This is a genomic window from Thalassococcus lentus (assembly GCF_028023555.1).
Classification (GTDB): domain Bacteria; phylum Pseudomonadota; class Alphaproteobacteria; order Rhodobacterales; family Rhodobacteraceae; genus Thalassococcus_A; species Thalassococcus_A lentus.
This window is the reverse complement of record NZ_JAQIOY010000003.1, coordinates 324,548-348,394: the sequence shown is the minus strand read 5'-3', so window position 1 is coordinate 348,394 and position 23,847 is coordinate 324,548. Positions and strand designations below refer to the sequence as shown.

23 protein-coding genes are annotated in these 23,847 nt (G+C 59.5%); 8 read left to right on the top strand and 15 right to left on the bottom strand.

Translation table 11 applies throughout. From position 1 onward, the window contains the following. Positions 1 to 90 precede the first annotated feature (90 nt). On the top strand, positions 91 to 1,059 hold the full coding sequence (locus PFY00_RS10720) for a hypothetical protein (protein ID WP_271432551.1): 969 nt from the start codon (positions 91 to 93) through the stop codon (positions 1,057 to 1,059). Positions 1,060 to 1,119: 60 nt separating this feature from the next. On the opposite strand, the gene PFY00_RS10715 is transcribed toward PFY00_RS10720, so the two are convergent. Beyond that, complete coding sequence (locus tag PFY00_RS10715) at positions 1,120 to 1,326, bottom strand: SlyX family protein (RefSeq protein ID WP_271432550.1); 207 nt, start codon at positions 1,324 to 1,326, stop codon at positions 1,120 to 1,122. Between the two features lie 132 nt (positions 1,327 to 1,458). On the opposite strand from PFY00_RS10715, the gene hisS reads away from it, so the two are divergent. The 3 genes from hisS to hisG are packed head-to-tail and all read left to right on the top strand — an operon-like array spanning position 1,459 to position 4,696. Further along, positions 1,459 to 2,931: a histidine--tRNA ligase gene (hisS, locus tag PFY00_RS10710; RefSeq protein ID WP_271432549.1), complete on the top strand. Its 1,473-nt coding sequence runs from the start codon at positions 1,459 to 1,461 to the stop codon at positions 2,929 to 2,931. Beyond that, on the top strand, positions 2,928 to 4,007 hold the full coding sequence (locus PFY00_RS10705) for an ATP phosphoribosyltransferase regulatory subunit (RefSeq protein WP_271432548.1): 1,080 nt from the start codon (positions 2,928 to 2,930) through the stop codon (positions 4,005 to 4,007). Before hisS ends, PFY00_RS10705 begins: the two co-directional genes overlap by 4 nt. Further along, positions 4,004 to 4,696 (top strand): ATP phosphoribosyltransferase, encoded by a 693-nt coding sequence (gene hisG, locus PFY00_RS10700; protein WP_271432547.1) that lies wholly within the window; start codon positions 4,004 to 4,006, stop codon positions 4,694 to 4,696. Before PFY00_RS10705 ends, hisG begins: the two co-directional genes overlap by 4 nt. A 4-nt stretch (positions 4,697 to 4,700) precedes the next feature. Here the strand turns inward: hisG and PFY00_RS10695 are convergent, their stop codons facing one another. The 9 genes from PFY00_RS10695 to tolQ form a co-directional block, all read right to left on the bottom strand. Beyond that, on the bottom strand, positions 4,701 to 5,285 hold the full coding sequence (locus PFY00_RS10695; RefSeq protein WP_271432546.1) for an MOSC domain-containing protein: 585 nt from the start codon (positions 5,283 to 5,285) through the stop codon (positions 4,701 to 4,703). 143 nt (positions 5,286 to 5,428) lie between these two features. Further along, positions 5,429 to 7,351, bottom strand: a complete 1,923-nt coding sequence (gene ftsH, locus PFY00_RS10690; RefSeq protein WP_271432545.1) for an ATP-dependent zinc metalloprotease FtsH — start codon at positions 7,349 to 7,351, stop codon at positions 5,429 to 5,431. Positions 7,352 to 7,441: 90 nt separating this feature from the next. Then, positions 7,442 to 8,806, bottom strand: a complete 1,365-nt coding sequence (tilS, locus tag PFY00_RS10685; RefSeq protein WP_271432544.1) for a tRNA lysidine(34) synthetase TilS — start codon at positions 8,804 to 8,806, stop codon at positions 7,442 to 7,444. Between the two features lie 49 nt (positions 8,807 to 8,855). Then, complete coding sequence (locus PFY00_RS10680; RefSeq protein ID WP_408648462.1) at positions 8,856 to 9,689, bottom strand: tetratricopeptide repeat protein; 834 nt, start codon at positions 9,687 to 9,689, stop codon at positions 8,856 to 8,858. A 10-nt stretch (positions 9,690 to 9,699) separates the two neighbouring features. Beyond that, positions 9,700 to 10,230, bottom strand: a complete 531-nt coding sequence (gene pal, locus PFY00_RS10675; protein ID WP_271432543.1) for a peptidoglycan-associated lipoprotein Pal — start codon at positions 10,228 to 10,230, stop codon at positions 9,700 to 9,702. A gap of 84 nt (positions 10,231 to 10,314) precedes the next feature. After that, positions 10,315 to 11,640 (bottom strand): Tol-Pal system beta propeller repeat protein TolB, encoded by a 1,326-nt coding sequence (gene tolB, locus PFY00_RS10670; protein WP_271432542.1) that lies wholly within the window; start codon positions 11,638 to 11,640, stop codon positions 10,315 to 10,317. 134 nt (positions 11,641 to 11,774) lie between these two features. Beyond that, the gene (locus PFY00_RS10665; RefSeq protein ID WP_271432541.1) at positions 11,775 to 12,965 is read right to left on the bottom strand and encodes a cell envelope biogenesis protein TolA; all 1,191 of its coding nucleotides are present in this window, start codon (positions 12,963 to 12,965) and stop codon (positions 11,775 to 11,777) included. A 10-nt stretch (positions 12,966 to 12,975) separates the two neighbouring features. After that, a complete protein-coding gene (tolR, locus tag PFY00_RS10660; RefSeq protein ID WP_271432540.1) occupies positions 12,976 to 13,455 on the bottom strand; it encodes a protein TolR in 480 nt (159 codons plus the stop codon). A 3-nt stretch (positions 13,456 to 13,458) separates the two neighbouring features. Beyond that, a complete protein-coding gene (tolQ, locus tag PFY00_RS10655; RefSeq protein ID WP_271432539.1) occupies positions 13,459 to 14,154 on the bottom strand; it encodes a protein TolQ in 696 nt (231 codons plus the stop codon). Between the two features lie 270 nt (positions 14,155 to 14,424). Here tolQ and PFY00_RS10650 point away from each other — a divergent pair, with 270 nt between their 5' ends. Both PFY00_RS10650 and PFY00_RS10645 read left to right on the top strand, forming a co-directional pair. After that, a complete protein-coding gene (locus tag PFY00_RS10650) occupies positions 14,425 to 15,582 on the top strand; it encodes a M24 family metallopeptidase (protein WP_271432538.1) in 1,158 nt (385 codons plus the stop codon). Positions 15,583 to 15,587: 5 nt separating this feature from the next. Further along, positions 15,588 to 16,376 (top strand): carbon-nitrogen hydrolase family protein, encoded by a 789-nt coding sequence (locus PFY00_RS10645; RefSeq protein ID WP_271432537.1) that lies wholly within the window; start codon positions 15,588 to 15,590, stop codon positions 16,374 to 16,376. A 3-nt stretch (positions 16,377 to 16,379) separates the two neighbouring features. Here PFY00_RS10645 and ybgC read toward each other — a convergent pair whose 3' ends face one another. Both ybgC and PFY00_RS10635 read right to left on the bottom strand, forming a co-directional pair. After that, positions 16,380 to 16,769 (bottom strand): tol-pal system-associated acyl-CoA thioesterase, encoded by a 390-nt coding sequence (ybgC, locus tag PFY00_RS10640; RefSeq protein WP_271432536.1) that lies wholly within the window; start codon positions 16,767 to 16,769, stop codon positions 16,380 to 16,382. An 88-nt stretch (positions 16,770 to 16,857) separates the two neighbouring features. Continuing rightward, entirely contained in the window at positions 16,858 to 17,166 is a 309-nt protein-coding gene (locus tag PFY00_RS10635) for an HNH endonuclease family protein (RefSeq protein ID WP_271432535.1), read from the bottom strand. 88 nt (positions 17,167 to 17,254) lie between these two features. Here PFY00_RS10635 and PFY00_RS10630 point away from each other — a divergent pair, with 88 nt between their 5' ends. Continuing rightward, entirely contained in the window at positions 17,255 to 18,589 is a 1,335-nt protein-coding gene (locus PFY00_RS10630; protein WP_271432534.1) for a mechanosensitive ion channel family protein, read from the top strand. A gap of 40 nt (positions 18,590 to 18,629) precedes the next feature. Beyond that, positions 18,630 to 19,808 carry a TIGR03862 family flavoprotein gene (locus tag PFY00_RS10625; protein WP_271432533.1) on the top strand — a complete coding sequence of 393 codons (1,179 nt, stop codon included), beginning with the start codon at positions 18,630 to 18,632 and terminating at the stop codon, positions 19,806 to 19,808. Here the strand turns inward: PFY00_RS10625 and PFY00_RS10620 are convergent. The 3 genes from PFY00_RS10620 to dgcA form a co-directional block, all read right to left on the bottom strand. After that, a complete protein-coding gene (locus PFY00_RS10620) occupies positions 19,793 to 21,871 on the bottom strand; it encodes a BON domain-containing protein (protein WP_271432532.1) in 2,079 nt (692 codons plus the stop codon). The genes PFY00_RS10625 and PFY00_RS10620 overlap by 16 nt on opposite strands. Before the next feature lie 9 nt (positions 21,872 to 21,880). After that, the gene (locus PFY00_RS10615; RefSeq protein ID WP_271432531.1) at positions 21,881 to 22,744 is read right to left on the bottom strand and encodes a D-amino-acid transaminase; all 864 of its coding nucleotides are present in this window, start codon (positions 22,742 to 22,744) and stop codon (positions 21,881 to 21,883) included. A 67-nt stretch (positions 22,745 to 22,811) separates the two neighbouring features. Further along, positions 22,812 to 23,777 (bottom strand): N-acetyl-D-Glu racemase DgcA, encoded by a 966-nt coding sequence (gene dgcA / locus PFY00_RS10610; protein ID WP_271432530.1) that lies wholly within the window; start codon positions 23,775 to 23,777, stop codon positions 22,812 to 22,814. Positions 23,778 to 23,847 lie beyond the last annotated feature (70 nt).

The window sequence follows — 23,847 nt, the reverse complement described above, 5'->3', positions numbered from 1 at the left end:
GTGGACGCCCCACAGTGCGGGGCGCTAAAAGACTTCTGATTGGGTTGGAGGGAAAGAATGCGGCACATCGCTCTTTGCGCTGTAATTGGCATGACGCTTACTGCGTGCAGCGATCCCCTGCGGGACGTGCCCCGTCTTGCAGACGTTGAAGTCGCCAAAGAAGCGGGACAGGCCGAAGCGCTGGCAAGTCCCCAGCCCGAGGCCATTGCCGATGGCACGGTTGCGCCCGATTCCGTTCTCGAAGCCGAAAAAGAAACACCCAAGCGCGGTTTGCTTGGTTTCCTGCGAGGCAGGGCTGACGCTGCGAAAGTGGAAGAACCCGGCTCAGAGGCGGACGTCGCCGATGATATCGTCCAGCAAGACGTTGAGGCCGCAGTCGCGACTCAAACAGAAGATGGGCCGCCAGCCGAAGTCATCGCTGCAGCCGCGCCGCCCCAAGCCGCGGCAGATACAGAGACGAAACCGCGCGGCGGGCTGCTGGGCGGGCTCTTTGCGGGCGGCGGCACATCTGGTGATCGCGACGCCCCGGCGCGCCGGAATACCCGCGCGCCCAAACCCGGTGATCCGGACTATGAACAAGTTGGTCCCGGGGTGACGCTGCCTTATGGAAAGATTGCACGTCTGTGCGGTGTGTCCGCCGCACGGCTTGGCAAAAAGACCGATAGCTATCCGGCACGTGGCCGCGGATACACTGTGTATGACAGCAAGCCCGGATCAACCGGTTTGCGGAACTTCTATATCACTGGGTTTGACGATGGCTGTGCGCGCCAGTTCAGTGCTGCGCTGGTGGTCTTTGGAGCGCCCCAAACCTACGAACAATTGCGCTATAGCCCAGCAGGCAAGACAATGCCTGTGGCCGAAACTGACCGGGCCTATGAACGGGTCAAAAGCAAGGTCTGCCGTGTCGGCAGTGGAAAGCCTTGCGGCAGCCGGATGGACCGGCTTGCGAAAACCACCGTATTCGTCAGCGTCTACGAACGCTTTGGTGGCGCGGCACGATGGAAAAACCTGTTGTTGCATGACGGTGGTGTCGAAGCATTGGATGTGAAATCCAACTAGCGGTCAGCAGTGCCATCTGCGCCGGCACGCAGGCGTTTACTTGCAGGTCCCGCGCTCAAATCAGTAATGCGGGGGCCGCTCATCCGCCAGCACAATGCCGCCCGACCCTTCAGCCTCGCGTGATGCTTCTCGTTGCATCAACATGGCCACCCGTCTGGTCAGATCCGCAATTTCCCGATCTTGGCGCGCGACCGTGTCCGATAAATCATCCACCGTTCGCTCAAGATAGGCGAGGCGTTCTTCGATCTTGTCCTGCGACTCGGCCATGTCCTGCCTCCCTTGGTGCTGCACCCCCGACATAGGCAGGCCGCGCACAAAGGTCAAAGCCCCCGCATCGCTTGCCCCCAAGCAGGTGGCGCGGTAGAGGGGTCGCAACAGATTTTTAAGGCGGTGAAAGCCATGGCCAAACAGAAAAAAGCCCCGCGCCCCAAGGCGGTCACACCAAAGGGTTTTCGCGACTATTTCGGCGTCGAGGTGACGCAGCGCACCGAAATGCTTCGCACAATTGCCGAGGTTTATCACCAATACGGTTTTGATGCGCTGGAAAGCAGTGCGGTTGAAACGGTTGAAGCGCTTGGAAAGTTCCTGCCAGATGTTGATCGCCCGAACGAAGGCGTGTTTGCCTGGCAGGACGAAGACGACGCATGGATGGCCCTTCGCTATGACCTGACAGCGCCCCTCGCGCGCGTGTACGCCCAGCACCGCAACGACCTGCCAACGCCCTACCGGCGCTATGCAATGGGGCCGGTCTGGCGCAATGAAAAACCGGGCCCCGGTCGCTATCGCCAATTCTACCAGTGTGATGCAGACACTGTCGGCGCCCCTTCTGTTGCGGCAGACGCCGAGATTTGTGCGATGCTGTCCGACACGCTGGAACGCGTGGGCATTCCGCACGGCGACTACCTTGTCCGGGTCAACAACCGCAAAGTGCTCAATGGTGTTCTGGAAACCATGGGGCTGGATGATGATACGCAACGCGATGCCGTGCTGCGCACGATCGACAAATTCGACAAGGTCGGCGAATCCGGTGTGCGTGAATTGCTCGGCAAAGGCCGCCTCGATGCCTCTGGCGCCTATATCGATGGCGTCGGACTAAGCGATGACCAGGCCGGACCCGTGCTGGCCTTTCTGACATCCAAAGGCGCAGATGCTGCCAAAACCCTGGCGAACCTGCGTGATGCCATTGGCAGCAGTGCGATCGGTGCTGCCGGGGTGGACGAGCTTGAAACCATGGCCACTTTGCTCGACGCACAAGGCTATGGTCCCGACCGAATTGACATTGATCCGTCGGTGGTACGTGGGCTGGGGTACTATACGGGCCCAGTCTACGAAGCAGAGCTGACCTTTGAAATTCTGGATGAAAAGGGTCGCAAGCGGCAATTCGGATCAGTGTCCGGCGGCGGACGCTATGATGATCTGGTCAAACGGTTCACAGGTCAGGAAGTTCCGGCAACCGGTGTTTCCATTGGTGTTGACCGGCTGTTGGCCGCTTTGCGTGAAAAAGGGCGCATGTCAGAGGTCGCACAGGGCCCTGTGGTGGTGACCGTCATGGATCGTGCCCGGATGGCCGACTATCAGGCCATGGTCGCTGAGCTTCGCAATGCCGGGATCCGTGCCGAAGTCTATCTTGGGAACCCGAAGAACTTCGGCAATCAGCTCAAATACGCAGACAAGCGGCAGAGCCCGGTTGCCGTTATTGAAGGCGGGGATGAAAAAGACGCTGGCGTCGTGCAGATCAAGGATCTGGTTCTGGGTGCGAAGATCGCCGAGAATGCGACGCTGGAAGAATGGAAAGACCGGCCAAGCCAGTACGAGGTTCCGCGCGATCAGCTGGTGTCCAAGGTGCGCGAGATACTGGACAGTCAGGCATGAACCAGCGCGCACGGCAAATGGCGCACGATTTGCGCAGCCGTTTCGAAGCGGCAGGTGCGGCGGTTGTCGATCCGGCCATCCTGCAGTCGGCTGAAACGCTTCTCGACCTTTACGGCGAAGACATGCGGGCACGCGCCTATGTCACCGCGGATCCTGCACGCGGCGAAATGATGTTGCGGCCTGATTTCACCGTTCCCGTGGTTCAGATGCACATGAAAGGCGGCGCTGAACCAGCGCGCTACACCTATGCCGGAGAGGTGTTTCGCCGACAGGAAGACGATCTGGAACGCGCGTCGGAATATCTGCAAGTCGGCTATGAATTGTTCGATCGCGCCGATCCCGCAGCCTCGGATGCCGAGGTCTTTGCCAAGATCGGCGAGCTTCTGAAACCGTATGGTCTGCGCGCCATAACCGGGGATATCGGTATTCTCACCGCGGCGGTGTCGGGTCTGAAAACTTCTGAAGCCAGACGCGCTGCATTGATGCGGCATATCTGGCGGCCACGCCGTTTTCGCGCCCTTCTGGATCGGTTCTCTGGCAAAAGCCCGATCCCCGAAAGCCGCGCGGCATTGTTGGCTCAATCCGACCCGATGGCATCAGCCGGGCCAATGATTGGTCGGCGCAGCCGCGCTGAGATCGAAACACGGATCGCGGCACTTCGGGCCGACGCCAAAGAGCCACCGCTGTCAGAAGAACAGGTCGCGTTGATTGATGCGGTGCTATCCGTCAAGGCATCCTGCGCCGCCGCGCTGGGGCAATTGCGCGCCCTGTCCAGCGACATGCCCGCATTGTCACCGGCACTGGACCGGTTCGAGACGCGCTGCAGCGCACTGTCTGCGCTTGGCGTGAATGTGGATGCGCTTGCCTTCGAAGGCAGCTTTGGCCGGACCTCGATGGAATATTACGACGGGTTCGTCTTTGGCTTTATCGCCGAGGCGCAGCCTGATTTGCCCCCTGTGGCAACCGGCGGCCGCTATGACGCCCTGACCCATCGCTTGGGCAATGGCGCTGAAATTCCTGCGGTCGGTGGCGTGATCCGCCCTGACCTGCTTATCGCGTTGGAGGATCGGTCATGAGCATCAAGCTTGGCGTTCCCTCCAAGGGCCGATTGATGGAAAAGACGTTCGAATGGTTCGGATCTCGTGGCGTGGCCCTGTCGCGCACGGGATCAGACCGGGAATACGCTGGCGCGGTCGAAGGGATTGATGGGGTCAGCCTCGTGCTCCTGTCGGCAGGCGAAATCCCACGCGAACTTGCAGCCGGGCGCATCCATCTGGGTGTAACAGGCACCGATCTGATCCGCGAAAAACTGGTGCGATGGGATCAAAAGGTCGAGCCATTGGCCGAACTGGGATTTGGGCATGCCGACCTGATCCTCGCCGTGCCTAGTGCCTGGGTCGATGTCGACACCTTGGATGATCTGGATGCTGCGGCCGCCGCGTTTCGCTCGGTGCATGGGATGCGAATGCGCATCGCAACCAAGTATCACCGACTGGTGCGCGACTATCTGCGCGCCGGGGGCGTCGCAGATTACCGGCTGGTCGACAGTCAGGGCGCGACAGAGGGCACCGTCGCGAACCTGACGGCCGAAGCTGTTGCCGACATCACATCAACGGGTGAAACCCTGCGCGCAAACCACCTGAAGGTTTTGACCGACGCGCCAATTCTGCGCAGTCAGGCAACCTTGTTCCGGTCACGCGTGGCCGAAGTCTCGGCGCAGGAAGACGAGACCATGGCTACACTGTGCCGGATGCTGGACCTCTGAACAATCAGCCGCCTGGCTGCCACGCGGGCTGATCAGGGATGTGAAGCCGAAGAGTATCGCCGATTTTCAGCATGCCCGGACGTTCGACCCAAGCTGTCACGCCGCGCCGTCCTTTGGCCGCAGATTTGAACCGCGCGCCAAATCCCGGCTTGTCCACTTCGATTTCCCGGCCGGGCAATACGCAGGGTCTGTTTTCCATGTCGATCACGATGGTGGCCCCATCCGGTGCCTGCAAACGAGACGATGGTGGGACATGGGTGAAATCGGGTATCCCCTTTAGCAGAAGACTGACGCCAAGATATCGCGGATCCAGCGTATCCAGCCCCATCTCGGCTGCGATGGCGTCCATCTCTTCGGCGGACAGAACAGACAACTGGCGCGCGTTCGCAATCTCAGTGCCGCGCGTGTGCTGCGAGGTGACCCGGGAACACGAAGGCCTTGTCAATCCGGCGTGGCGTTCACCCACAGGGCCCGCCCAATCCAATTCGAGGCTTTGACACTCTTCCGCTTGCAGGCCATCGCCTTGCTTTGGAACGCAGCCCAGCCAGACAATGGTGGCGCGGAAATCAGTCGGTTTCAGGGCTGGCATGGTCGGCTCCGGTCAGGGTTGGATTTGGTTTTTCTTGGCGACAACGGATTGCAGAAAAACACCCTCGCTGGCCAAGGTCCATCCACAAAAGAAAATAACCCGGACCAGAGGCCCGGGGTATTTGCGTGTCTGGCAGATCGCCTTTAGGCGGACGGTTCGGGCTCCATGCCACCGTCATCTGCGGGCTTTGCCTTGGCCTTGGTTTTCGGAATGGCCGTGATGCTTGGCTTTTTCTCAAGCTCAGCGCTGCCACCGTCACCATCGTCGGAATGCGGTGGTTCACCGTTCATCACGCGTTTGATTTCGTCACCGGTCAGGGTTTCATATTCCAAAAGCCCCTGCGCGAGACGTTCCCATTCCGCGTTCTTGTCGGTCAGGATCTGAAAGGCACGATCATAGGCCTCAGTGATGAAGCGGCGCACTTCGTCTTCGATCAGTTCCTTGGTGTGGGCCGAAACAGACAGGCCAGCGGTGTTGCCGGAATAGCCTTCGGCTGCTTCACGATAGTCGATATTTCCGACCTTGTCGGACATCCCCCACTGCAGAACCATGGCACGTGCAAGTGCGGATGCCTGCTGGATATCGCCAGCCGGACCGTTGGACACATTCTCTTCGCCATACTTGATGATTTCGGCCGCCTTGCCCGCCATGGTCATGGCCAGCTTTTCCTCACACTCGGACTTGTGCCAGTTCAGGCGATCAATCTCGGGCAGGGAAACGACCATACCCAACGCACCGCCGCGCGGAATGATCGTGGCCTTGTAGACCGGATCACACTGCGGAAGCGCCAGACCAACAACAGCGTGGCCCGCTTCGTGGTAGGCGGTTTTTTCCTTTTGCTCATCGGTCAGGACCATCGACCGGCGCTCAGCGCCCATCATGACCTTGTCCTTGGCGCTTTCGAAATCTTCCATCGTGACAAACCTGCGGCCCACACGGGCTGCGCCAAGCGCAGCTTCGTTCACGAGGTTCGCCAGATCAGCACCGGAGAAGCCGGGCGTGCCGCGTGCGATGATCCGCAGATCCACATCGGGGCCAAGCGGCGTCTTGCGCGCATGAACACCAAGGATCTTCTCACGGCCTTTGATATCGGGATTTCCAACCGTCACCTGACGGTCGAAACGGCCCGGCCGCAACAGCGCTGGGTCAAGAACATCGCGGCGGTTTGTGGCTGCGATGATGATAACACCCTCGTTGGCCTCAAAGCCGTCCATTTCAACCAGCAACTGGTTCAACGTCTGTTCACGTTCGTCGTTGCCGCCGCCATAGCCTTGACCACGGGCCCGGCCTACAGCGTCGATTTCATCGATAAAGACGATGCAAGGGGCGTTCTTCTTGGCCTGCTCGAACATGTCGCGCACACGGGATGCACCCACACCGACGAACATTTCCACAAAGTCAGAACCAGAAATGGTGAAGAAAGGCACGCCAGCTTCGCCTGCGACAGAGCGTGCAAGCAGCGTTTTACCGGTGCCCGGAGGGCCGACAAGCAGAGCGCCTTTTGGGATCTTGCCGCCCAGACGGCTGAACTTCTGCGGGTTGCGCAGAAATTCCACGATCTCTTCAAGCTCTTCCTTGGCCTCGTCGATGCCTGCCACGTCATCAAAGGTGACGCGACCATGCTTTTCGGTCAGCAACTTGGCCTTGGACTTTCCAAAGCCCATGGCCCCACCTTTGCCGCCGCCCTGCATACGGTTCATGAAGTAGATCCAAACCCCGATCAGCAGCAGGAAGGGCAAGAGCGACAACAAGAAGGACTGGAAGCCCGACTGCTCTTGTTGCTCGGCCCGGACCGGCACGTTGTTGTCGATCAGCAAATTGGTGATTTCGGCGTCTTCGGGTTTGATGACCACAAAGTCCTGCCCACCGTTGGTGCGGTAGCGAACCTTTTCGCCGTCGATCACAGCCGAGGCGACTTGCTTGTCCTCAACTGCGCGCACGAATTCCGAATAGCTAGCCGCTTCGGCGTTCTGAACACTGCCACTACCGTCCGAGAACAGGTTGAAGAGTGACAAGATCAGAAGAAACAGGACGACCCAGAAGGCGATATTACGAGCGTTGCCCAAGGGAAAACTCCTTTGAATGGGTGAAAAGCGCGGGAGTGGCGCTGTTGGCAGTTAACATAGACAGTCCCGAGCGTGGTTCAATGCGAAACGCTACGATTGGCCTGACAGAAAAGCCTTAAAACTGAACAATTCGCGGCCCATTGGCCAAAGTGATGCTGTGAACCCACTCCCGACGCCCAATGCATCGCAGGCCATTACCTGATCATCCTGCCAAATTGCGGGAAGGCTGCGGGCGGCGTGAAAGGGCGGCGCGGCCTTAGGCTTTTCCTTGATCTGTGCCCAGCCGTCTTCGCCCAAGGCGCGTACCGATGCACCGCGCAGCGCACTGTCAAAAACGCGCCAGCGACCATCCCAAAGCGTACCATCCCCCACTTCGGTCGTCAGATCACGCACGGCCGCATATTCACGCCAGACGCGGATCACATCGCGCTCGGCCCGTGCCTCGCAGCCATGCAGAGTCCCGCCGCCGCCTGCCAGAACTCGGTCCAACAGGTCCTCCAAGGGATCGAACCTTGGCCTGTATTCGGCGCTGGAAACAAATTGCAGCGCGCCAGCCAGAAGGCGTAGCTGCGTGTCGCGTTCCACCGTTTCGAATGTCGCACGGTCCCATAGGATGTCCCCGGTCAAAGCTGAGGTCTGCCCCAGATCTGCCACCAGCGTTTTGTGCACATCTATGGCCCTTGCACGCAACGCGGCAGAGGCACGCTCCATGTGTTGCGCAGTAGAGATGAGGTTCTCAATATCCCAGTCACCGCCCTGCAAGAACTGACGCACGCGACTTCGTGCATAGCGTGGGTCTTCGTTGGTTGGGTCTTCGACCCAGCGCCCTTTGAGGGTCTTCAAATAATGACGCAGCTCGTCGCGGCGCATCCCGAGACAAGGTCGCAGGATGTGAAAACTGCCGGGCCGTGTCAGAACGCCTTTGGCCGGGTTCCCTTGGGACGGCAACGGGCCGGTGATATCCGCTGCTGGAACTGCAGACCGCACGCCGGTCATCCGCACCGTTCGCGCCTCTGCCATCGCCGAAAGCCCTTCTACACCCGAGCCTCGCATCAGACGCATCACAAAGGTTTCCGCCACATCGTCCGCAGTATGCGCCATCAGCACATGGCACAGCACCCCGCGCCAGCGATCAATCAGATCCAAGCGCGCGCGCCGGGCAGCATCCATGACATTGCCCTGCCCGTCCCAGTGCCAACGCAGTGTCGTGTGCGGCCAGCCAAGTGCCTTGCATTCGTCAGCGACCATTTGCGCCTCGGCTGCACTGCCAGCGCGAAGCCCGTGGTCGATCGTCACGACGTGCAACCGCACGCCCCAGCGATGGCTCCAGTTATGGGCGAGGGTCAGCATTGCCATGCTATCGCCCCCACCGGATACGGCCAAGGCAATATCGGTCGGGAAATCAGGGCCAAGCAATTGGCCCATCGCTTCGGCAAATCTGGAATCGAGGCTCATGTCATGAACGAGCATGTTTCACAGCCTGGGTGCAACCATGTCTGGTGCGTCAAGAGCAACCAAGTTCGTCGCGGCTGGTTTGAGCGCGACTGGCAAAGTCCGATTGCGGATAGCGACCACCGACTTCTGACAACGTCACACAAGCCTCGGGCACACTGCCCAGCGCCGCAAGTGACAGGCCCAACCGCCAGAGCGTTTCAGGCGCGACACGCGCCTCAGGGTATCCAGAATAGGCCTGCAAATAGCGCCGGGCCGCCTCCCGGGTGTCGCCAGCGCCTTCCAATGCGCGCCCTTCGCCCAGCAAGGCTGCGGCATCCAGTGGACCTTGCGGGTAAATCTCACGAAACTGCGCGAACATGCGCGCCGCTGCCTGGAAATCACCATCATCCAAGGCTTGCTGTGCCGCGCGGAAATCTGCCTCTTCGCTGATGGCCAGTTCACCGCCTTCAGATGGCAGGGCGTCCGTCGCAGCGGGCGCTGCGGCAGCGGCCTGCACCGGCGCCGGAACTGCATCCCCGCCCAATCGCGGCGTGTCGCCGAGGCTGCCGATATCGCAACCCGGTTCCAATTCACAAAGGCGGAACTCAAGATCGCCAACGCGATTTGTCCCGTCCCGCACCACCTGATTGATGCGGAACTCCAGTTCTTCGGTTTTGGCGGTGATGCGCTGCAGTTCCGCTTCGATCACATTGACCCGATCCAGCATGGCGCCACCGGTTTGCACCGAACTTGCGCCCGTCGTGCTGAGTTCGGTCCGCAGCCTTTGCAATTCGGCAAACAGGATCGAAAGGTCCTGCCGAATATCGGCGAGCGTCTCGGATTGTTGCGCCGGGGCCATGCCGCCGGCGCTCAGCCCCAGAACCAGTGCGAAGACAAAGCGCATCATCATGGCCTTAGCCAGTCAAGCCGCTGCCGGCGCTGATAATCGTAACAGCGCGACGGTTCTTGGCGTAACACGCCTCTTCCGAACAAATCTCGATCGGGCGCTCTTTGCCGTAGCTGACAAACTTCAGGCGGTTTGCCGGAACGCCCCGTGACACGAGATATTCCATGACGGCGTTTGCCCGGCGTGCACCCAGTGCGAGGTTGTATTCGCGTGTGCCCTGCTCATCGGCATGGCCTTCGATCACAGCCAGGTAGTCAGAGTTGACCAGCAGCCATTGGGCCTGACCGTCCAGAGTTGTCCGGCCTTCGGCGGTCAGGGTTGACTGATCGACGGCAAACAGCACGCGATCGCCGACGGCCTGCTGAAAATAAGCCACCGAGGTCGGATCGTTGACGCTGCCCGGAATAATCGCGTTCTGGTCACGCGCCGCGGTGTCGATGCCGGCACCTGCATCCGCGTCGCCAAACCGATTGGGATTGGTACAGGCCGACGCGCCCAGCGCGGCAACCAAAAGAATAGCCTTGGTGAAAGTGTTCATATCACTGTCCTGCTCTGATTTTGCGCCAGTCTAGCATGGCGCAGTCGTTATGGGAATCGGGGGCCGCGAAAGCGTGATGGCCTGTCATTGCAGCGGTCCCCAGCTTGGATCGGACGCGCCTGCCGGGGTGCGAACCCGCTTGAGGTTACGTCCGGAGATATCGACCGAGTACAAAGCGGAGGCCCCCTGCGCGCCCTGGGTTTCACGTGCAAACATGATCACGCGGCCATTGGGGGCCCAAGTCGGGCCTTCATCGAGGAAGGAAGCAGTCAAAAGCCGCTCTTCGGAACCATCGGTCCGCATCACGCCGATATGGAACCGCCCTGCGTTTTGCTTGGTAAAAGCGATCAGATCGCCACGCGGCGACCAGACCGGCGTGCCGTAGCGACCCTGACCAAAACTGATGCGTGTCGCTTCGCCGCCAGCCGCCGACATGATGTACAGCTGCTGCGTGCCCGACCGATCGGATTCAAAGACGATCCTGCTGCCATCGGGCGAGTAGCTGGGCGCTGTCTCAATGGAAGGACTGGATGTCAGGCGCCGGGTCGCACCGGTTGCGATATCCATGGCCCAGATGTCCGTGTTCGATCCTTGGGTCAGGGAATAGATCACGGTGCGGGCGTCTGGCGAAAACCGCGGTGCAAAGCTCATGACGCCATCGCCGGACTGCAGGATGCGGCTCTGGACGTCGCCCACCGTCAGAACATGTACCCGCGGAAAGCCTGTTTCATAGCTGGTGTAGAGAACACGATCACCGTTCGGCGAAAATCGCGGTGCAAGAACAATGCTTTGATCCGAGGTCAGATACTGCACGTTCGCACCGTCATAATCCATGATGCCTAGGCGCTTGGCCCGTTCATTCTTGGGTCCGGTCTCAGAGACAAAGACCACACGGCTATCGAAATAAGGGCTTTCGCCGGTCAGGCGTGCATAGACCTGATCGGCCACTTTATGAGCCAGCCGGCGCCATCCATCCGCCGTTGAAGCGAACTGCATCCCCTGCCCCAGCTCTTGACCGGCAAAGACATCCCAGACGCGGAACTTGACCACCACTCGTCCACTGCCATCGGTGCTCACCGCGCCGGTAATCAGGGCCTGCGCGTTGATGGCCTTCCAATCGGCAAAGGCCACCGGCGCTGCAAAACTCGTGACCGAAGAGATATGCGCGTCGCGCGGAACTTCGCGGAACAACCCTGTTCCGGTCAGATCCTCGGCTACGACCCGGCTGACCTGATCGGCGTATTGCTGGGCCTCTGGCGTTTCGGCAACAAAACTGGGCACCGCATAGGGCATCGGTTCAACGACGCCTTCAGTGATTTCAATCCGCAAAGGCCCGCTTTGCGCCAAGGTGATGGCTGGGCTTAGCAGCATGGCTGCGGCCAGCATCAATGACACGACAATCCTGTTCATCCTGTCCCTCCTTCGGGGATCTGCTCTTTTGACGGGCAGGTCTTTCGCCTGCCTTTGTGCACCATAACGCGGAACAAACACGCGCGAAACTTTACCATCACCGTCAAGCGGCGGGGATTTGCCAACGCTCTGCATCAACGCAAACGCATATCTGCAGGGTTGAACGTCATCTCGATCGACTTCCACTGTTCATACTTTTCTTCGGGCAGGTCGAACCGATCCTGACAGCGCAGCACCGCGCGGCGGGCCGACTGAAAGGCCGATTGCACCGCCGGGCCTGCTCCACCAGAGCTGTCGATCATGCGCAGGCTGGATGCCACCACGGAGCCATCGCGCTCCATGTCGAAACCCAAGACAACGGTTACGTTTGCGGCCTGACTGCCCACATCGACAACCCAACACTGCTGCACGGCAAAGCGCAGACCTTCGCGTTCGCCCCGTGTCAGCGGCGGCCCACTGTCGCTGGCAGGTGCCGCGTCAGCGCCTCCGAGCGCGGCGGCCAAAGCCGCTTCGACGTCTTCCGCAACCGATGGTTGGGCCGGAGCGGCCTGCGCCTCGTCCCGGTTTTGCTGGTCGGCGCGTGCTGCATCAACAACACGTTGCGGACGCAACTGTGGACGCAAAGACCGGCTGGGCGCTGCAGCGGCGGGCTGCTCTGCTTCGGTGACGATCTCGGTAGCGGCCTCTTCGGGTGCCGTTTGCTCTTGTTCCGCCTCGGCCACATCCGGGGCTTCGGCCTGATCATCAGCGGCCTGCTGCACTGTGTCATCAACGGTTGCGTCATCGGGTGGCGCCACCACAGGTTCAGGGGCCACGCGCGGCGCAGGGCGTGGTTTTGGACGCAACGACGTAACAGGCGCCAAGGGATCAGAGGGGGCCGGTTCGGCCTCTGGCTGCTCGGGTGCCGGATCGACTGGTTGCGGTGTTGGCAGAACCTGCGGCAATGGCTGCGGCTCTGGTGCTGGCTGCGGGTCGGGCAATGGATCAGGCAGCGGTGCCGGCTCTGGCAATGGCTCAGGCTCTGGCGGGGCTGGCTCGGGCTCGGGCGCAGGTTCAGGCTCTGGGGCAACAGGCGGTTGTTCAGGCTCCGGGGGCGGGTCGGGTTGAACAGGTGCAGGTTCCGGCGCCGGTGCCGGAGCTGGATTTTCGGCTGGATTTTCGGCTGGGGCCTGAGGTTGCGTCAGGGCTGCAAACTCAGCTTCTGACAATACAGTCACGTCTGCGACCTGCATTTCCGGCGGATCAGCCCGAAATACATTGCCGAGCAACATGCCAAGGATCAAAAGTCCATGCGCTCCGAAGGATATGGATATTCCCTTGGACAAGGCCCGCGCCTCAGTTCCCCTGCCCGTCGAACGCCGGGCCACCAATATCCGTCACCAATCCAATCGAGGAAAAGCCACCCGCATTCAACGCGCCCATGATCTGCGCGACTTGTTCGTAAGGCACAGTGCCATCGGCACGCAGGAACACCCGGTCGTCTGCACGTTCCGCCGCGATGGCCTGTAGGCGCGGCACCAAGTCCTCGCGTGCGATCGGCGTTGTTTGCAGCGTGACTGTTCCGTCCGCGCCCAAAGTTACTGTGAGCGGCTCTTCGGTTTCCGAAGGCAAGGCCTGCGCCGCGGTTTTGGGCAATTCGACTGGAACGCCCACCGTCAGCATCGGTGCAGCCACCATGAAGATGATCAGCAACACCAGCATGACGTCCACAAAGGGAGTGACGTTGATTTCCGACATGGGCTGTCCGCCGCTGCGCCGTGACCGACGCCTGCGGCTTCCGCCAGAGCCGCCAGATTTGGTAACACCTGCTCCCATGGATCAGGCGTCCAGCTGGCGCGACAAGATGGTTGAAAACTCGTCCGCAAAGCTTTCGTACCCGCCAATGATACGATCGCTGTCTGCAGAGAGTTTGTTGTAGTAGATGACCGCCGGGATCGCAGCCAAAAGGCCCAGCCCGGTTGCCAGCAGAGCCTCGGCGATACCCGGCGCGACGACCACTAGCGATGTGTTCTGTTGTTCGGCGATTTCGATAAAGCTGTGCATGATCCCGAAAACCGTTCCGAACAGGCCAATGAACGGCGCAGTCGATCCCACGGTTGCAAGGACAGGCAGGCCTTTCTGCAACTCTTCGCTTTCTTTCTGGATGGCGACATCCATCGAGCGGTCAATCCGGGCCTGCGCGCCGGGAATGAGCCCGCCATCTTCGCGATGCGAGCGTCGCCATTCCATCATACCAGCCACGAAAACACGCTCGGATCGGCCCTTGGGTTCCAGACCGATCTGATCAAACAATTCGTCTAGTGGTTCGCCAGACCAGAATGCCTGATCGAAGGCTGACGACTCTTTGCGCGCCTTGCGATAGGAGATCAGCTTATCGATGATAATCGCCCAAGCCCAGATCGACGCCGCGATCAGCATGAGCATGACCAGCTTGACGGTTAGGGTTGCGCGCATGAACAGCCCCCACAGGGAGAAATCAATCTCCTGCGCGAGCGCTAGGGTTTCTGCTTCCATAAATCTGCTCTTTCACCTGCCGTGCCCTCTTTCGGGGCTTAATTTAGCTTCTGGATACCTGATTTTCAGGGGAAACGCCAATAGAATGCGCCGATCCGCGCAATGTTTGCCTGTATGGGCGAAAGATTGCCGGAACAAAGCGGGCATCACCGGTTTGTTCCGGCGTTTGGCCGCAAATATGCTGTGCCTGTCGCTAAGAGGATATCGGCCCGGCCCGCAAGCAAACATATTGGACAGCAACAAAGACTTTCCAAGGATCAGGGGGCACACATGCTGGAAGAGGCAAAGCAAAGAACCGCAACGCTGCAGGATGCAATGCGCGCACAAGGGATCCGGCACGCGGTCTTTTCCTCGGAAAGCTCAATTGCCTATCTTGCGGGATTTTGGGGTTATCTCGGGATCGAGTTCGGGCGCCCGACGCTGTTGGTTGTGTCTACAGACGAGGCGCCGACGATCATCACGCCTTTGATGGAAAGTGAAATGGTTTCGGAAATGACCTGGGTTGAAGACGTGCGCACCTGGGAAGATGCCGGACAGCGCACTTGGGGCCGTGCCCTGTCTGGCGCCCTGCCCGAAACACCCGAAGCGATCTGGATCGAAAGGTCGGACGTTCCCGCGATTTTGCGCAACTATCTGGATGAACGTTACCCAAAGGTTCCATTGCGCGACATCGGTCCTGTCCTCGGGGCCCAGCGCATGATCAAGTCGCCGTTGGAAATCGACGTCATGAAACAAGCGGGTCAAATCGCAGGGGCGATGATGAAGGCCGCGCATGAATCCCTGCGCGAAGGTGCGCGGGAATACGAAAGCGCATTGGCCGTGGTGAACGCCGGAACCCGGGCAGCGGCAGGTTTTCTGACAGACACCGGGTGGGAACGTTTTGTATCGCCAATGATACACAATCTACAGATTTTGCAGAGCGGTCGGGATGCGTCGATGGTTCACAGGCGTGCTTCGGTCAAAGCCTATGAACGGTTCGATCCGGTTTATTTCTGCTTTTGCAACATGGCGCAGTTCAAGCAATACAAACTTGGTTTTGACCGCATGTTCCACGTTGGCGCCGTAACAGATGAGGCAGCCCGCGTTCAGCAGGCGGCGATCGATGCGCAGCAAGCGGCGATTGCCGCGATCAAACCGGGCGTTCAGGCGCAGGACATCGCCGAGGCCGCCAATGCCGTCTACGCTGAACGGGGCTATGAAACAGGCTATCGTACCGGACGCTCCATCGGGGTGGCCTACCTCGAAGCGCCCGAGTTGAAGGCCGGTGACACTACCGTTTTGCAACCGGGAATGACTTTTGCCGTAGATGGCGGCATTTCCATCGATGGCGAAACGGCCGGCCGGATCGGCGATAGCATCGTCGTCACTGAAAATGGCTATGAGTATCTGACGCAGTACCCAAGGGAACTGCTGGTTACTGAGGGCTAGCATTCATGTTTCGTCTGGCTGTTGGGCAGGCTCCGGCTGAACTTGATGACTTGGATGATCGGCTGGACTGGCTGCGTACAGCGCTGGTACAGGCAACGAAGCAGGGTGCCGATCTGCTTTTGCTGCCCGAGCTTTTTGGCTGCGGATATAACATCGGAGATGCCCTGCGCAGTCGCGCCGAGCCCTTGAACGGAAGGACCTTTGACGCGGTTTCGGCACTGTCCAAGGACTTTGGCCTCGCGATTCACTACGGTTTTGCAGAGCTTTGCGATGGTACGCTTTTCAACGCCACGGCCTGTACCAGCCCGAAAGGCAGACTGCTGTCACACCAGCGCAAACTGGCCATCCCACCGGGTTTCGAGCAATCGTATTTCACGCCCGGGCACGGGTGCTCTGTTTTTGAGCTCGGCGGCCTGCGCATGGCAACGCTGATCTGTTATGACGCCGAATTCCCTGAAACGGTTCGGCATGTTGCCAGTTTGGGCGCTCAATTGGTTCTGGTCCCGACAGCTTTGGGTAATGGCTGGCCAAGCGTCGCGCGCAAGATGATGCCGACACGGGCCTTCGAAAACGGCGTATATCTGGCCTATGCAAACTGGGCTGGCACGCAAAATGGCATGACCTTTCTGGGCGAAAGCGTGCTTGCCACGCCTGATGGTCAAGACGGCGTGCAAGCCGGATCTGAGGCAGATATTCTTGTGGCTGAAATCGACACCCGACGGGTCGAAGCGGCCCAGCGCCGGCTGCCATACCTGATTGATCGCGAAAACCTTAACCTCAGCGACGGTGGCTAACGATCAGTGCACCCGCCGGCGCAACCCTTCTGGCAAGCGGGCGGGGATCCCGGTTGTCGTGACGCAGACCGCAGTGACCTCGGCACGAAACACGCATTCATCGCCGCGCATGACCTCTTGGGTCATGATCAAACGCACACCGGTCATGCTTTTGACTGTAGTGTTCACGGTCAATGCATCATCGTATTTGGCCATGCCCAGATAGTCAGCCTCAATGCGGCGCACGACAAAAACGATGCCGTCCTCTTCACGCATGGCGTTCTGATCCAATCCCTGATCCTTGACCCAGTCACTGCGAGCCCGCTCGATGAATTTCAGGTAATTCGCATGATAAACGATACCCGCCATGTCTGTGTCTTCGTAGTAAACACGAACATCAAAGCGATGGGTCATGGCTGGCTCCAGATTTGGTTGCGCGAAAGCTAGACCGGCACGGCAGGGGCCGCAAGCCATGCGGTCCGAACGGTGCCAAGCCGATCCGTCACCGTTTTCGACGCCCGCCTGCGCTGCGGGCGTGAAATGTCGGGGGGCGTTTCGAAATCCACTTCAAAAAGCCCGCCATGTCAGGATGCGCGCGCAGCGCCTCGGGCGTATGCAGATCGCGCGCCAGCTCAGCCTCGGTAAAGCGCGCGTGGATTTCATTGTGGCAAATCTGGTGAACCCGAACGACCGGGCCGCCCTTGCCGCCTTTCAATTTGGGAACCAAATGATGCAAGCTTTGCCGTGCCTGCGGCGGGATCGGTCGCAGGCAGATCGGGCAAATAGGGTCGTCTTGGCGATCGGGGGTCAAAGGCGCCTCTTGTCGGCAGGTCCTGTACGTTGCATGACTGTGGACAAATCTGCGCCATGATCAAGCTTGCAGAGTAAAGGGGTACGACATGGATTGGGATCTCAGCAGCCAGCCGGAAATTGTTCAACGCGCGGCGGGCTATGCCATTCAGGGTTGGGAGCTGGCCAGCGGATGGCTGCTTTCGCCTGCTGCCTGGTCTCAGTTTGCGCTGCTGCTTGCGGCCTTCGTTCTGGCCTGGCTTTTGACCAAACGTCTGCGCCCGGTACTTGAACGGATTCTGACACCCGATGCGTCCAGCACCTCTATTCTGTCTACGATCCGCCGCTTTGTCCTGATTTTCGTTCCTTTGCTGCTGCCACTGCTCGCGTGGATTTTTACCGGCATCGGCGAACAAGTGACGCGATCACTGTTTGGATCAGGCGCTGTGATTGCCTTTGGAAAGCGCGTTTTCCTGTTCATCGCGGCCCGGATACTGGTCCGCGAAATCATTTCAGAGCCATTCCTGAAAGTCCTCGGTCGCTACATTCTGCTGCCGATCATGGCGCTTTATACCTTGGGCATTCTGGACGACAGCATCACGCGTCTGAACGAAATGACCATCTCGCTGGGCAACATCAGTTTTTCGGTCATGGCCCTGATCCGCGGCGTTATCGCCGGATCGCTCTTGTTCTGGTTGGGTCGCTGGTCGAACGACCAGACCGGCAGCTATATCAGTCGTCAGGAAGAAATGCGTCCGGCGACACGGCAGCTTGCCCAAAAGGCCGCTGAGCTCGGAATATTTGGCATCGCATTTCTGTTGCTGATGTCGATCATGGGCATACCGCTGACCTCGCTCGCCGTGCTGAGCGGTGCGATCGGTGTTGGCCTTGGTTTCGGTCTGCAAAAAATTGCATCGAACTATATTTCCGGGGTGATCCTTCTACTCGAAGGGCAAGCGACCGTTGGCGACTTTGTCGAGTTGGACAACGGCGAGGCCGGAACGATCGTCCAAACGACAGCGCGTGCGATGATCCTCGAAACCTTTGACGGTCGCTGGATCGTGGTCCCGAACGAAGATTTCATCACCACCCGGGTGGTCAACTATTCCGATCAAGGCAGTGCAAACCGATACGAAGTCGACTTCTCTGTCAGCTACAACACCGACATCAACCTTGTTCCCGATATCATCGAGGCGGCGGTCTCCAAGCACCCTGAGGTTTTGCAGAAGCCCTATCCGCCCGATTGTGAATTGCGCGGCCTTGGCGACAGCGGCGTGGATTTCGCGGTTGAGTTCTGGGTGAACGGGCTCGATGACGGCAAAAACAAATACACATCCGATGTCCTGTTTCTGGTGTGGAACGCACTCAAGGACAATGGCATTGAAATCCCGTATCCACATCGTGTGATCGAAATGCGCACGCCCAAAACCGAAAATATAGGCTGATGAGTGTTGAAGCAGGCCATGGCCTGACCGGCGTCACGCCATGAAACCTGCGCTGGTGATAGGGGGCGGCCCAGCCGGTCTGATGGCCGCCGATGCGCTGCTTGGTGCCGGTGTGCCGGTTGTTCTGGCCGAGGCCAAACCATCGGTTGGCCGCAAGTTCCTGATGGCTGGAAAATCCGGGCTTAACCTGACCAAGATACAGGACCGGTCACCCTTTTTATCGAGCTACGGTGAAACCGGTAAATCCTTGGGGCCGATGCTGGAAGCATTCCCGCCTGAGCAGGTTCAGGCCTGGGCCGAGGGTTTGGGACAAGACACGTTTGTCGGCTCAACCGGACGCCTGTTTCCCAAAAAGATGAAGGCCTCGCCCTTGCTTCGCGCGTGGCTCGAAAGGTTAGACGCGCTGGGGCTGGAACGCCGAACGCGTTGGCGTTGGACAGGTTGGGACGGGGATCTGGTTCAATTCGACACTCCGATCGGTGTTCAGACAATTGATCCCTGCGCGACTGTTCTGGCGCTCGGCGGCGCAAGTTGGTCACGACTCGGATCCGATGGCGCCTGGACCGCATTGTTGCGCGACAAGAGCATAGATCTGGAACTTTTTGCCCCATCCAATGCCGGATTGATCGTCGATTGGTCCGAACACATGCGCCCGCATTTTGGCACCCCGATCAAAGCAGTCCGTTGGACTGCCGGAGGCATGACCTCAAGAGGCGAAGCGATCATTTCAGAACGTGGGTTGGAAGGCGGTGGGCTCTATCCTCTGACTGCGGCACTGCGGAAGGATGAAATGCTCTTTGTTGATCTCTGTCCTGATCTTAACACAGACCAAGTGGCCGAACGTTTGGCAAAACCGCGCGGCAAGACCAGTATGTCCAACCATTTGCGCCGTCAGATCAAACTGGGCAAAGCGCAAATCGCCCTACTGATGGAATTCGCCCGCCCGCTGGCCGGCGATCCGGCAGCTTTGGCACAGCAAATCAAATCCGTTGAGGTTCGGCACAAGGGGCCGCGCCCGATGGATGAGGCGATTTCGACGACAGGCGGTATAAGCTGGGCCGCTTTGGATGACTCGTTGATGCTTAAGGGTTTGCCCGGCGTTTTCTGCGCTGGGGAAATGATCGATTGGGATGCGCCCACCGGGGGCTACCTGCTGAACGCCTGTTTGGCGACGGGACTCTGGGCCGGGCAACGCGCAGCCCTTTATTGCCAGGCGTAGAGTATCCGATCCTGATCGGCGGTTTCAGAACCCCGTGCCACAAGGCCTTGTTCTGCAACCCCCCGTTCGATCAGCGCGTCGCGCAGGGCCTCGGCCCGCCGGCGCGACAACTGACGATTCAACACATCGAATTCTGCACTGGCAGCTTCGGCCGTAATGGTCAGCGTCAGGCCCCCAACGTTCACGCAACTGCGCGCGACCGCCGCCAGCCGGGCAATCGGCCTTGCACTTCCGAGCATGAACGTCGTCCGGCCGGGTACAAATGGCACAGCGGGCACGCCTTGCAGCGCATCCAGACAGACCCCCCGCTCGGGCTGAAGGCCCAGCGATGGAAGCCAATACCCGTCAGTCGCCACCTGCGGCAGATCGAGCACAACGTGATTTCGGATCGTGCCAGACGTCGGTGGTGGCGATTGCAAAACCTCTAGCGTGACCCGCGCTCCATGCCGCCCAATGGACGTTCGCAACTGTTCGGGGTTGCTGCCCGGTGTTGCCAAGATCTGCGCCTGAACCGAACCCTGATCGAAGGCCAGCAAAAAGGCATCGACTTCAGCCAACCAAGGCTGAAGCGCCTTGAGCAAGCTGATCACCTTTGATCCATTGCCGTCCGGTGCAATACGGGTATTGCCACGCAACGCTTGCAGGCCGATGGCCTCGCTGATGGCTTGGCGGCTCAAATCCGCGGGAAGTTTTCCATCAAGAACAGCGCCGGTTGCTGCGTCATATCGAAGTGAAAAGACAGCCGGCGAACCGTCGTCTTTCAAGTCCAGTTGGCCCAACTCAACACCTTGCGCCATCTGCCTTACCAATCGGCGGGCCTGTGGGTCTGCGGCAATGCCAGTCAGCTTTTTAGCCTCGCCTTCAGCCTCATAACTGCCTTGCTGCAAAAGAACCAAAGCACGCAGTCCCGGCCCGTGACTATCGGACCAGCCATCGAGGTCTGGATATGGGCTGCGTTCGATCAGCGCGCTGGCCAGTGTGACGTTCAGGTCTTGGGCCAAGGCGATTTCGTCAAAATCAGAAGGCACCCGGCCGGTCAGAACAAGCGTTTCGCCGCTCCATTCGGCGCGCAATGCCAAGGGATCACCGCTGTCTTCGGGCACCAGCGCAAGCTGCATCGTCCAGCCCGGCGGCAGATCCGCACGCAGCGCTTCAATACTTTGCGCAATTTGCTCCGGGACCGGGCCACTTTGGACACTTAACACGCGCGGGCCCACACCGACCGTTCCCTGCGGCAGGTCCTTCATGATCCCGATAGCCAGTTCCGCGACCAGCCCAAACTCGGGCTGGTTCAGTGGCAACGGCGCGAGCGCAATCGTCTGATCCTGCGGAACACCAATCGCATCGAGCAAAGACACATCAAAGCTGGGCGGCAATTTAGCCGACACCCGCAACCCCATATACGGATCACGATTCATGAAGAGCGAATAGGGCAATCCGTCATCCAGCACATCGATGCTGAGGCTGACGCTATAGTCGTCAGGCAGGTCCGCCAAGATGGTCTCAACCTGTTCCAGATGCGCGGGCAAATGTGCCGTACCGGTCAGCTGAAACACCCTGTCCTCGAGCCGCATTTCACCCTTCAACAGCAGACCCAGCGCCTCAGCGCCGCGCTCGGCCACTGGAACCCAAGCCAGATCAGGCGCACCCGTCGCGGTCGGCAAATCCACGTCGGTCTCAAGATGTTTGGACAACGTCGCGTTTAAGGCCTGCACAGGCACATGCCCATTTAGGGAAATATCGTCGCTGTCCTTATCGATCTTCAGCAAAAAGGGCGCGACACGCGGCAAAACATCCAACTTGCTCACAACCGCGTCAACGCCTTCCAGACTGCCCAATTTGGCCACCACGGCCCGAGCCTCGTCATCGCTTTCGACGCGTCCGGATGCCGTAATGACCCTGCCCTCAACCTCGACCGAAATCGGGTGCCGCTGCTGGTACAGCGCAGCTTCGGCTTCCGCCCTGATCCCCGCTGAAACCAAGGCATTCTTGTCGGGCACCTGAAAGACACCCAGTGTAATGACTGCGAACAGGATGGCTACAATGGCGAAGAAGTCGCGCATCGGCGCGCCTTACACGGCTGCTTTGCGGCTTTCTTCCAGATAGATCTCTCTGAGCCGCAGCGCGCGATTGCCCGGCTTGCCTGTCCCGATGGCCGTGCCGTCGATGTCAACCACGGGCATCACGAACGTACTGGCCGACGTGATGAAGGCTTCGTCCGCCTGTTTGGCCTCTTCGATGGTGAAGTTCCGCTCTTCCACCTGCATCTGCGCTTCGGCCGCAAAACGCAAAACTGCCGCCCGGGTGATCCCATGCAGAATATCGTTGCTGAGCGCACGGGTCACGATGGTGTTGCCCTTGATGAAATAGGCGTTGTTGCTTGTGCCTTCGGTGACGAATCCGTCCTGAACCATCCAGGCATCATCGGCACCAGCCTTCTTGGCCATCATCTTGCCCATCGACGGATACAAGAGCTGAACAGTCTTGATATCGCGACGCCCCCAGCGTGCATCTTCGATCGAGATAACCTTGATGCCTTTCTGAGCCGTTGGGTTATTTGCAAGCCCGGGCTTGTTCTGGGTGAACAGGACCAGCGTGGCTGGTGTCGTTTCCGGATCAGGGAACACGAAGTCACGATCATCCGGGGCGCCACGGGTGATCTGCAGATAGATCATACCCTCTTCGATGTCGTTGATGCGCACCAATTCGCGATGGATTTCCAGCAGATCGTCAAAGGCTTCGGGCTTTGGCATATCCAGTTCACGCAAACTGCGTTCGAGCCGGACACGGTGGCCTTCAAAGTCGATCAGCTTGCCATCCAGAACAGAGGTCACTTCGTAGACACCGTCTGCCATCAGAAAGGCCCGATCGAAGATGCTGATCTTGGCTTCGTTTTCAGGCAGGTATTCTCCGTTGACGTAAACGGTGCGGGTCATGGCGCGGTCCTCTCTCGGTGCTGTGGTTCTGTCGTACACAGGCTGCCGGGCAGGTCAATAGGACGGATCAGCCCCAGAGCGATGCTTGGGGCGGATGAACGCCGGCATCATCATAGATCAGCGGGGTTCCGCGATCCTCTGCCAACAGCAGCGGACCGTCGAGATCGGTATAGTCAGCACCCTGTGCCAGCAGCACAGCCGGAGCCATGGCCAACGATGATCCGACCATGCAACCAACCATGACTTGATAGCTCTGCTGCAAGGCAGCCGCCTTGAGCGCGAGCGCCTCAGTCAAGCCACCGGTTTTGTCGAGCTTGATGTTCACCATGTCATATTTGCCATTGAGCTCGGGCAAACTGTCCCGGTCATGACAGCTTTCATCCGCGCAGAGCGGGACTGGGCGATGAACACCCATCAGCGCGTCGTCTTCGCCCGCAGGCAGCGGTTGCTCGACCAAGGCGACGCCAAGACGCTGCAGGTGCGGGGCCAGATCGGCATAGATTTCAGCCGTCCACCCTTCGTTGGCATCAACAATGATCTGCGATTTGGGTGCGCCTTTCCGGACAGCCTCCAACCGCGGCATGTCATCCGGTGTGCCAAGCTTGATTTTCAGCAGAGGCCGTTCGGCATTGTCTCGGGCTTGCGCCAGCATTGCCTCGGGGGTGTCCAGCGACAGCGTATAAGCGGTCACTTCGGGGCGCGGCTTGGGCAGTCCGGCCAATTCCCACACCCTGCGTCCCGAAAGCTTTGCCTCGATGTCCCACAATGCGCAGTCAACGGCGTTGCGCGCCGCACCCGGCGGAAGCGCCGATTGCAGGTCCTGCCGGGAAATGCCGCAGGGCAAACTCAGGATCTGGGCTTCGACGCTTTCAACGGTTTCACCGTAACGGGCATAGGGAACGCATTCTCCGCAACCGATCACATCATCCCGCATGATCCGGACAGTCAGAACATGGGCCTCGGTCCGGGAGCCGCGCGAAATCGTAAAGGTCTTGGCCAGGCGAAATACGTCGCGGTCCACAGCAATGGTCATGAATGCCTCACTCTAATCGTTCCCTTTGCGACAGGCCTAAGCGACGCTGGCCTGCCACACAACATTGATC

Coding starts and splice junctions, on each gene's coding strand:
- PFY00_RS10720 (WP_271432551.1), top strand. CDS start 91: ATGACGCTTACTGCGTGCAGCGATCCCCTGCGGGACGTGCCCCGTCTT.
- PFY00_RS10715 (WP_271432550.1), bottom strand. CDS start 1,326: ATGGCCGAGTCGCAGGACAAGATCGAAGAACGCCTCGCCTATCTTGAG.
- hisS (WP_271432549.1), top strand. CDS start 1,459: ATGGCCAAACAGAAAAAAGCCCCGCGCCCCAAGGCGGTCACACCAAAG.
- PFY00_RS10705 (WP_271432548.1), top strand. CDS start 2,928: ATGAACCAGCGCGCACGGCAAATGGCGCACGATTTGCGCAGCCGTTTC.
- hisG (WP_271432547.1), top strand. CDS start 4,004: ATGAGCATCAAGCTTGGCGTTCCCTCCAAGGGCCGATTGATGGAAAAG.
- PFY00_RS10695 (WP_271432546.1), bottom strand. CDS start 5,285: ATGCCAGCCCTGAAACCGACTGATTTCCGCGCCACCATTGTCTGGCTG.
- tilS (WP_271432544.1), bottom strand. CDS start 8,806: ATGAGCCTCGATTCCAGATTTGCCGAAGCGATGGGCCAATTGCTTGGC.
- PFY00_RS10680 (WP_408648462.1), bottom strand. CDS start 9,689: ATGCGCTTTGTCTTCGCACTGGTTCTGGGGCTGAGCGCCGGCGGCATG.
- pal (WP_271432543.1), bottom strand. CDS start 10,230: ATGAACACTTTCACCAAGGCTATTCTTTTGGTTGCCGCGCTGGGCGCG.
- tolB (WP_271432542.1), bottom strand. CDS start 11,640: ATGAACAGGATTGTCGTGTCATTGATGCTGGCCGCAGCCATGCTGCTA.
- tolR (WP_271432540.1), bottom strand. CDS start 13,455: ATGGGAGCAGGTGTTACCAAATCTGGCGGCTCTGGCGGAAGCCGCAGG.
- tolQ (WP_271432539.1), bottom strand. CDS start 14,154: ATGGAAGCAGAAACCCTAGCGCTCGCGCAGGAGATTGATTTCTCCCTG.
- PFY00_RS10650 (WP_271432538.1), top strand. CDS start 14,425: ATGCTGGAAGAGGCAAAGCAAAGAACCGCAACGCTGCAGGATGCAATG.
- PFY00_RS10645 (WP_271432537.1), top strand. CDS start 15,588: ATGTTTCGTCTGGCTGTTGGGCAGGCTCCGGCTGAACTTGATGACTTG.
- ybgC (WP_271432536.1), bottom strand. CDS start 16,769: ATGACCCATCGCTTTGATGTTCGTGTTTACTACGAAGACACAGACATG.
- PFY00_RS10630 (WP_271432534.1), top strand. CDS start 17,255: ATGGATTGGGATCTCAGCAGCCAGCCGGAAATTGTTCAACGCGCGGCG.
- PFY00_RS10625 (WP_271432533.1), top strand. CDS start 18,630: ATGAAACCTGCGCTGGTGATAGGGGGCGGCCCAGCCGGTCTGATGGCC.
- PFY00_RS10620 (WP_271432532.1), bottom strand. CDS start 21,871: ATGCGCGACTTCTTCGCCATTGTAGCCATCCTGTTCGCAGTCATTACA.
- PFY00_RS10615 (WP_271432531.1), bottom strand. CDS start 22,744: ATGACCCGCACCGTTTACGTCAACGGAGAATACCTGCCTGAAAACGAA.
- dgcA (WP_271432530.1), bottom strand. CDS start 23,777: ATGACCATTGCTGTGGACCGCGACGTATTTCGCCTGGCCAAGACCTTT.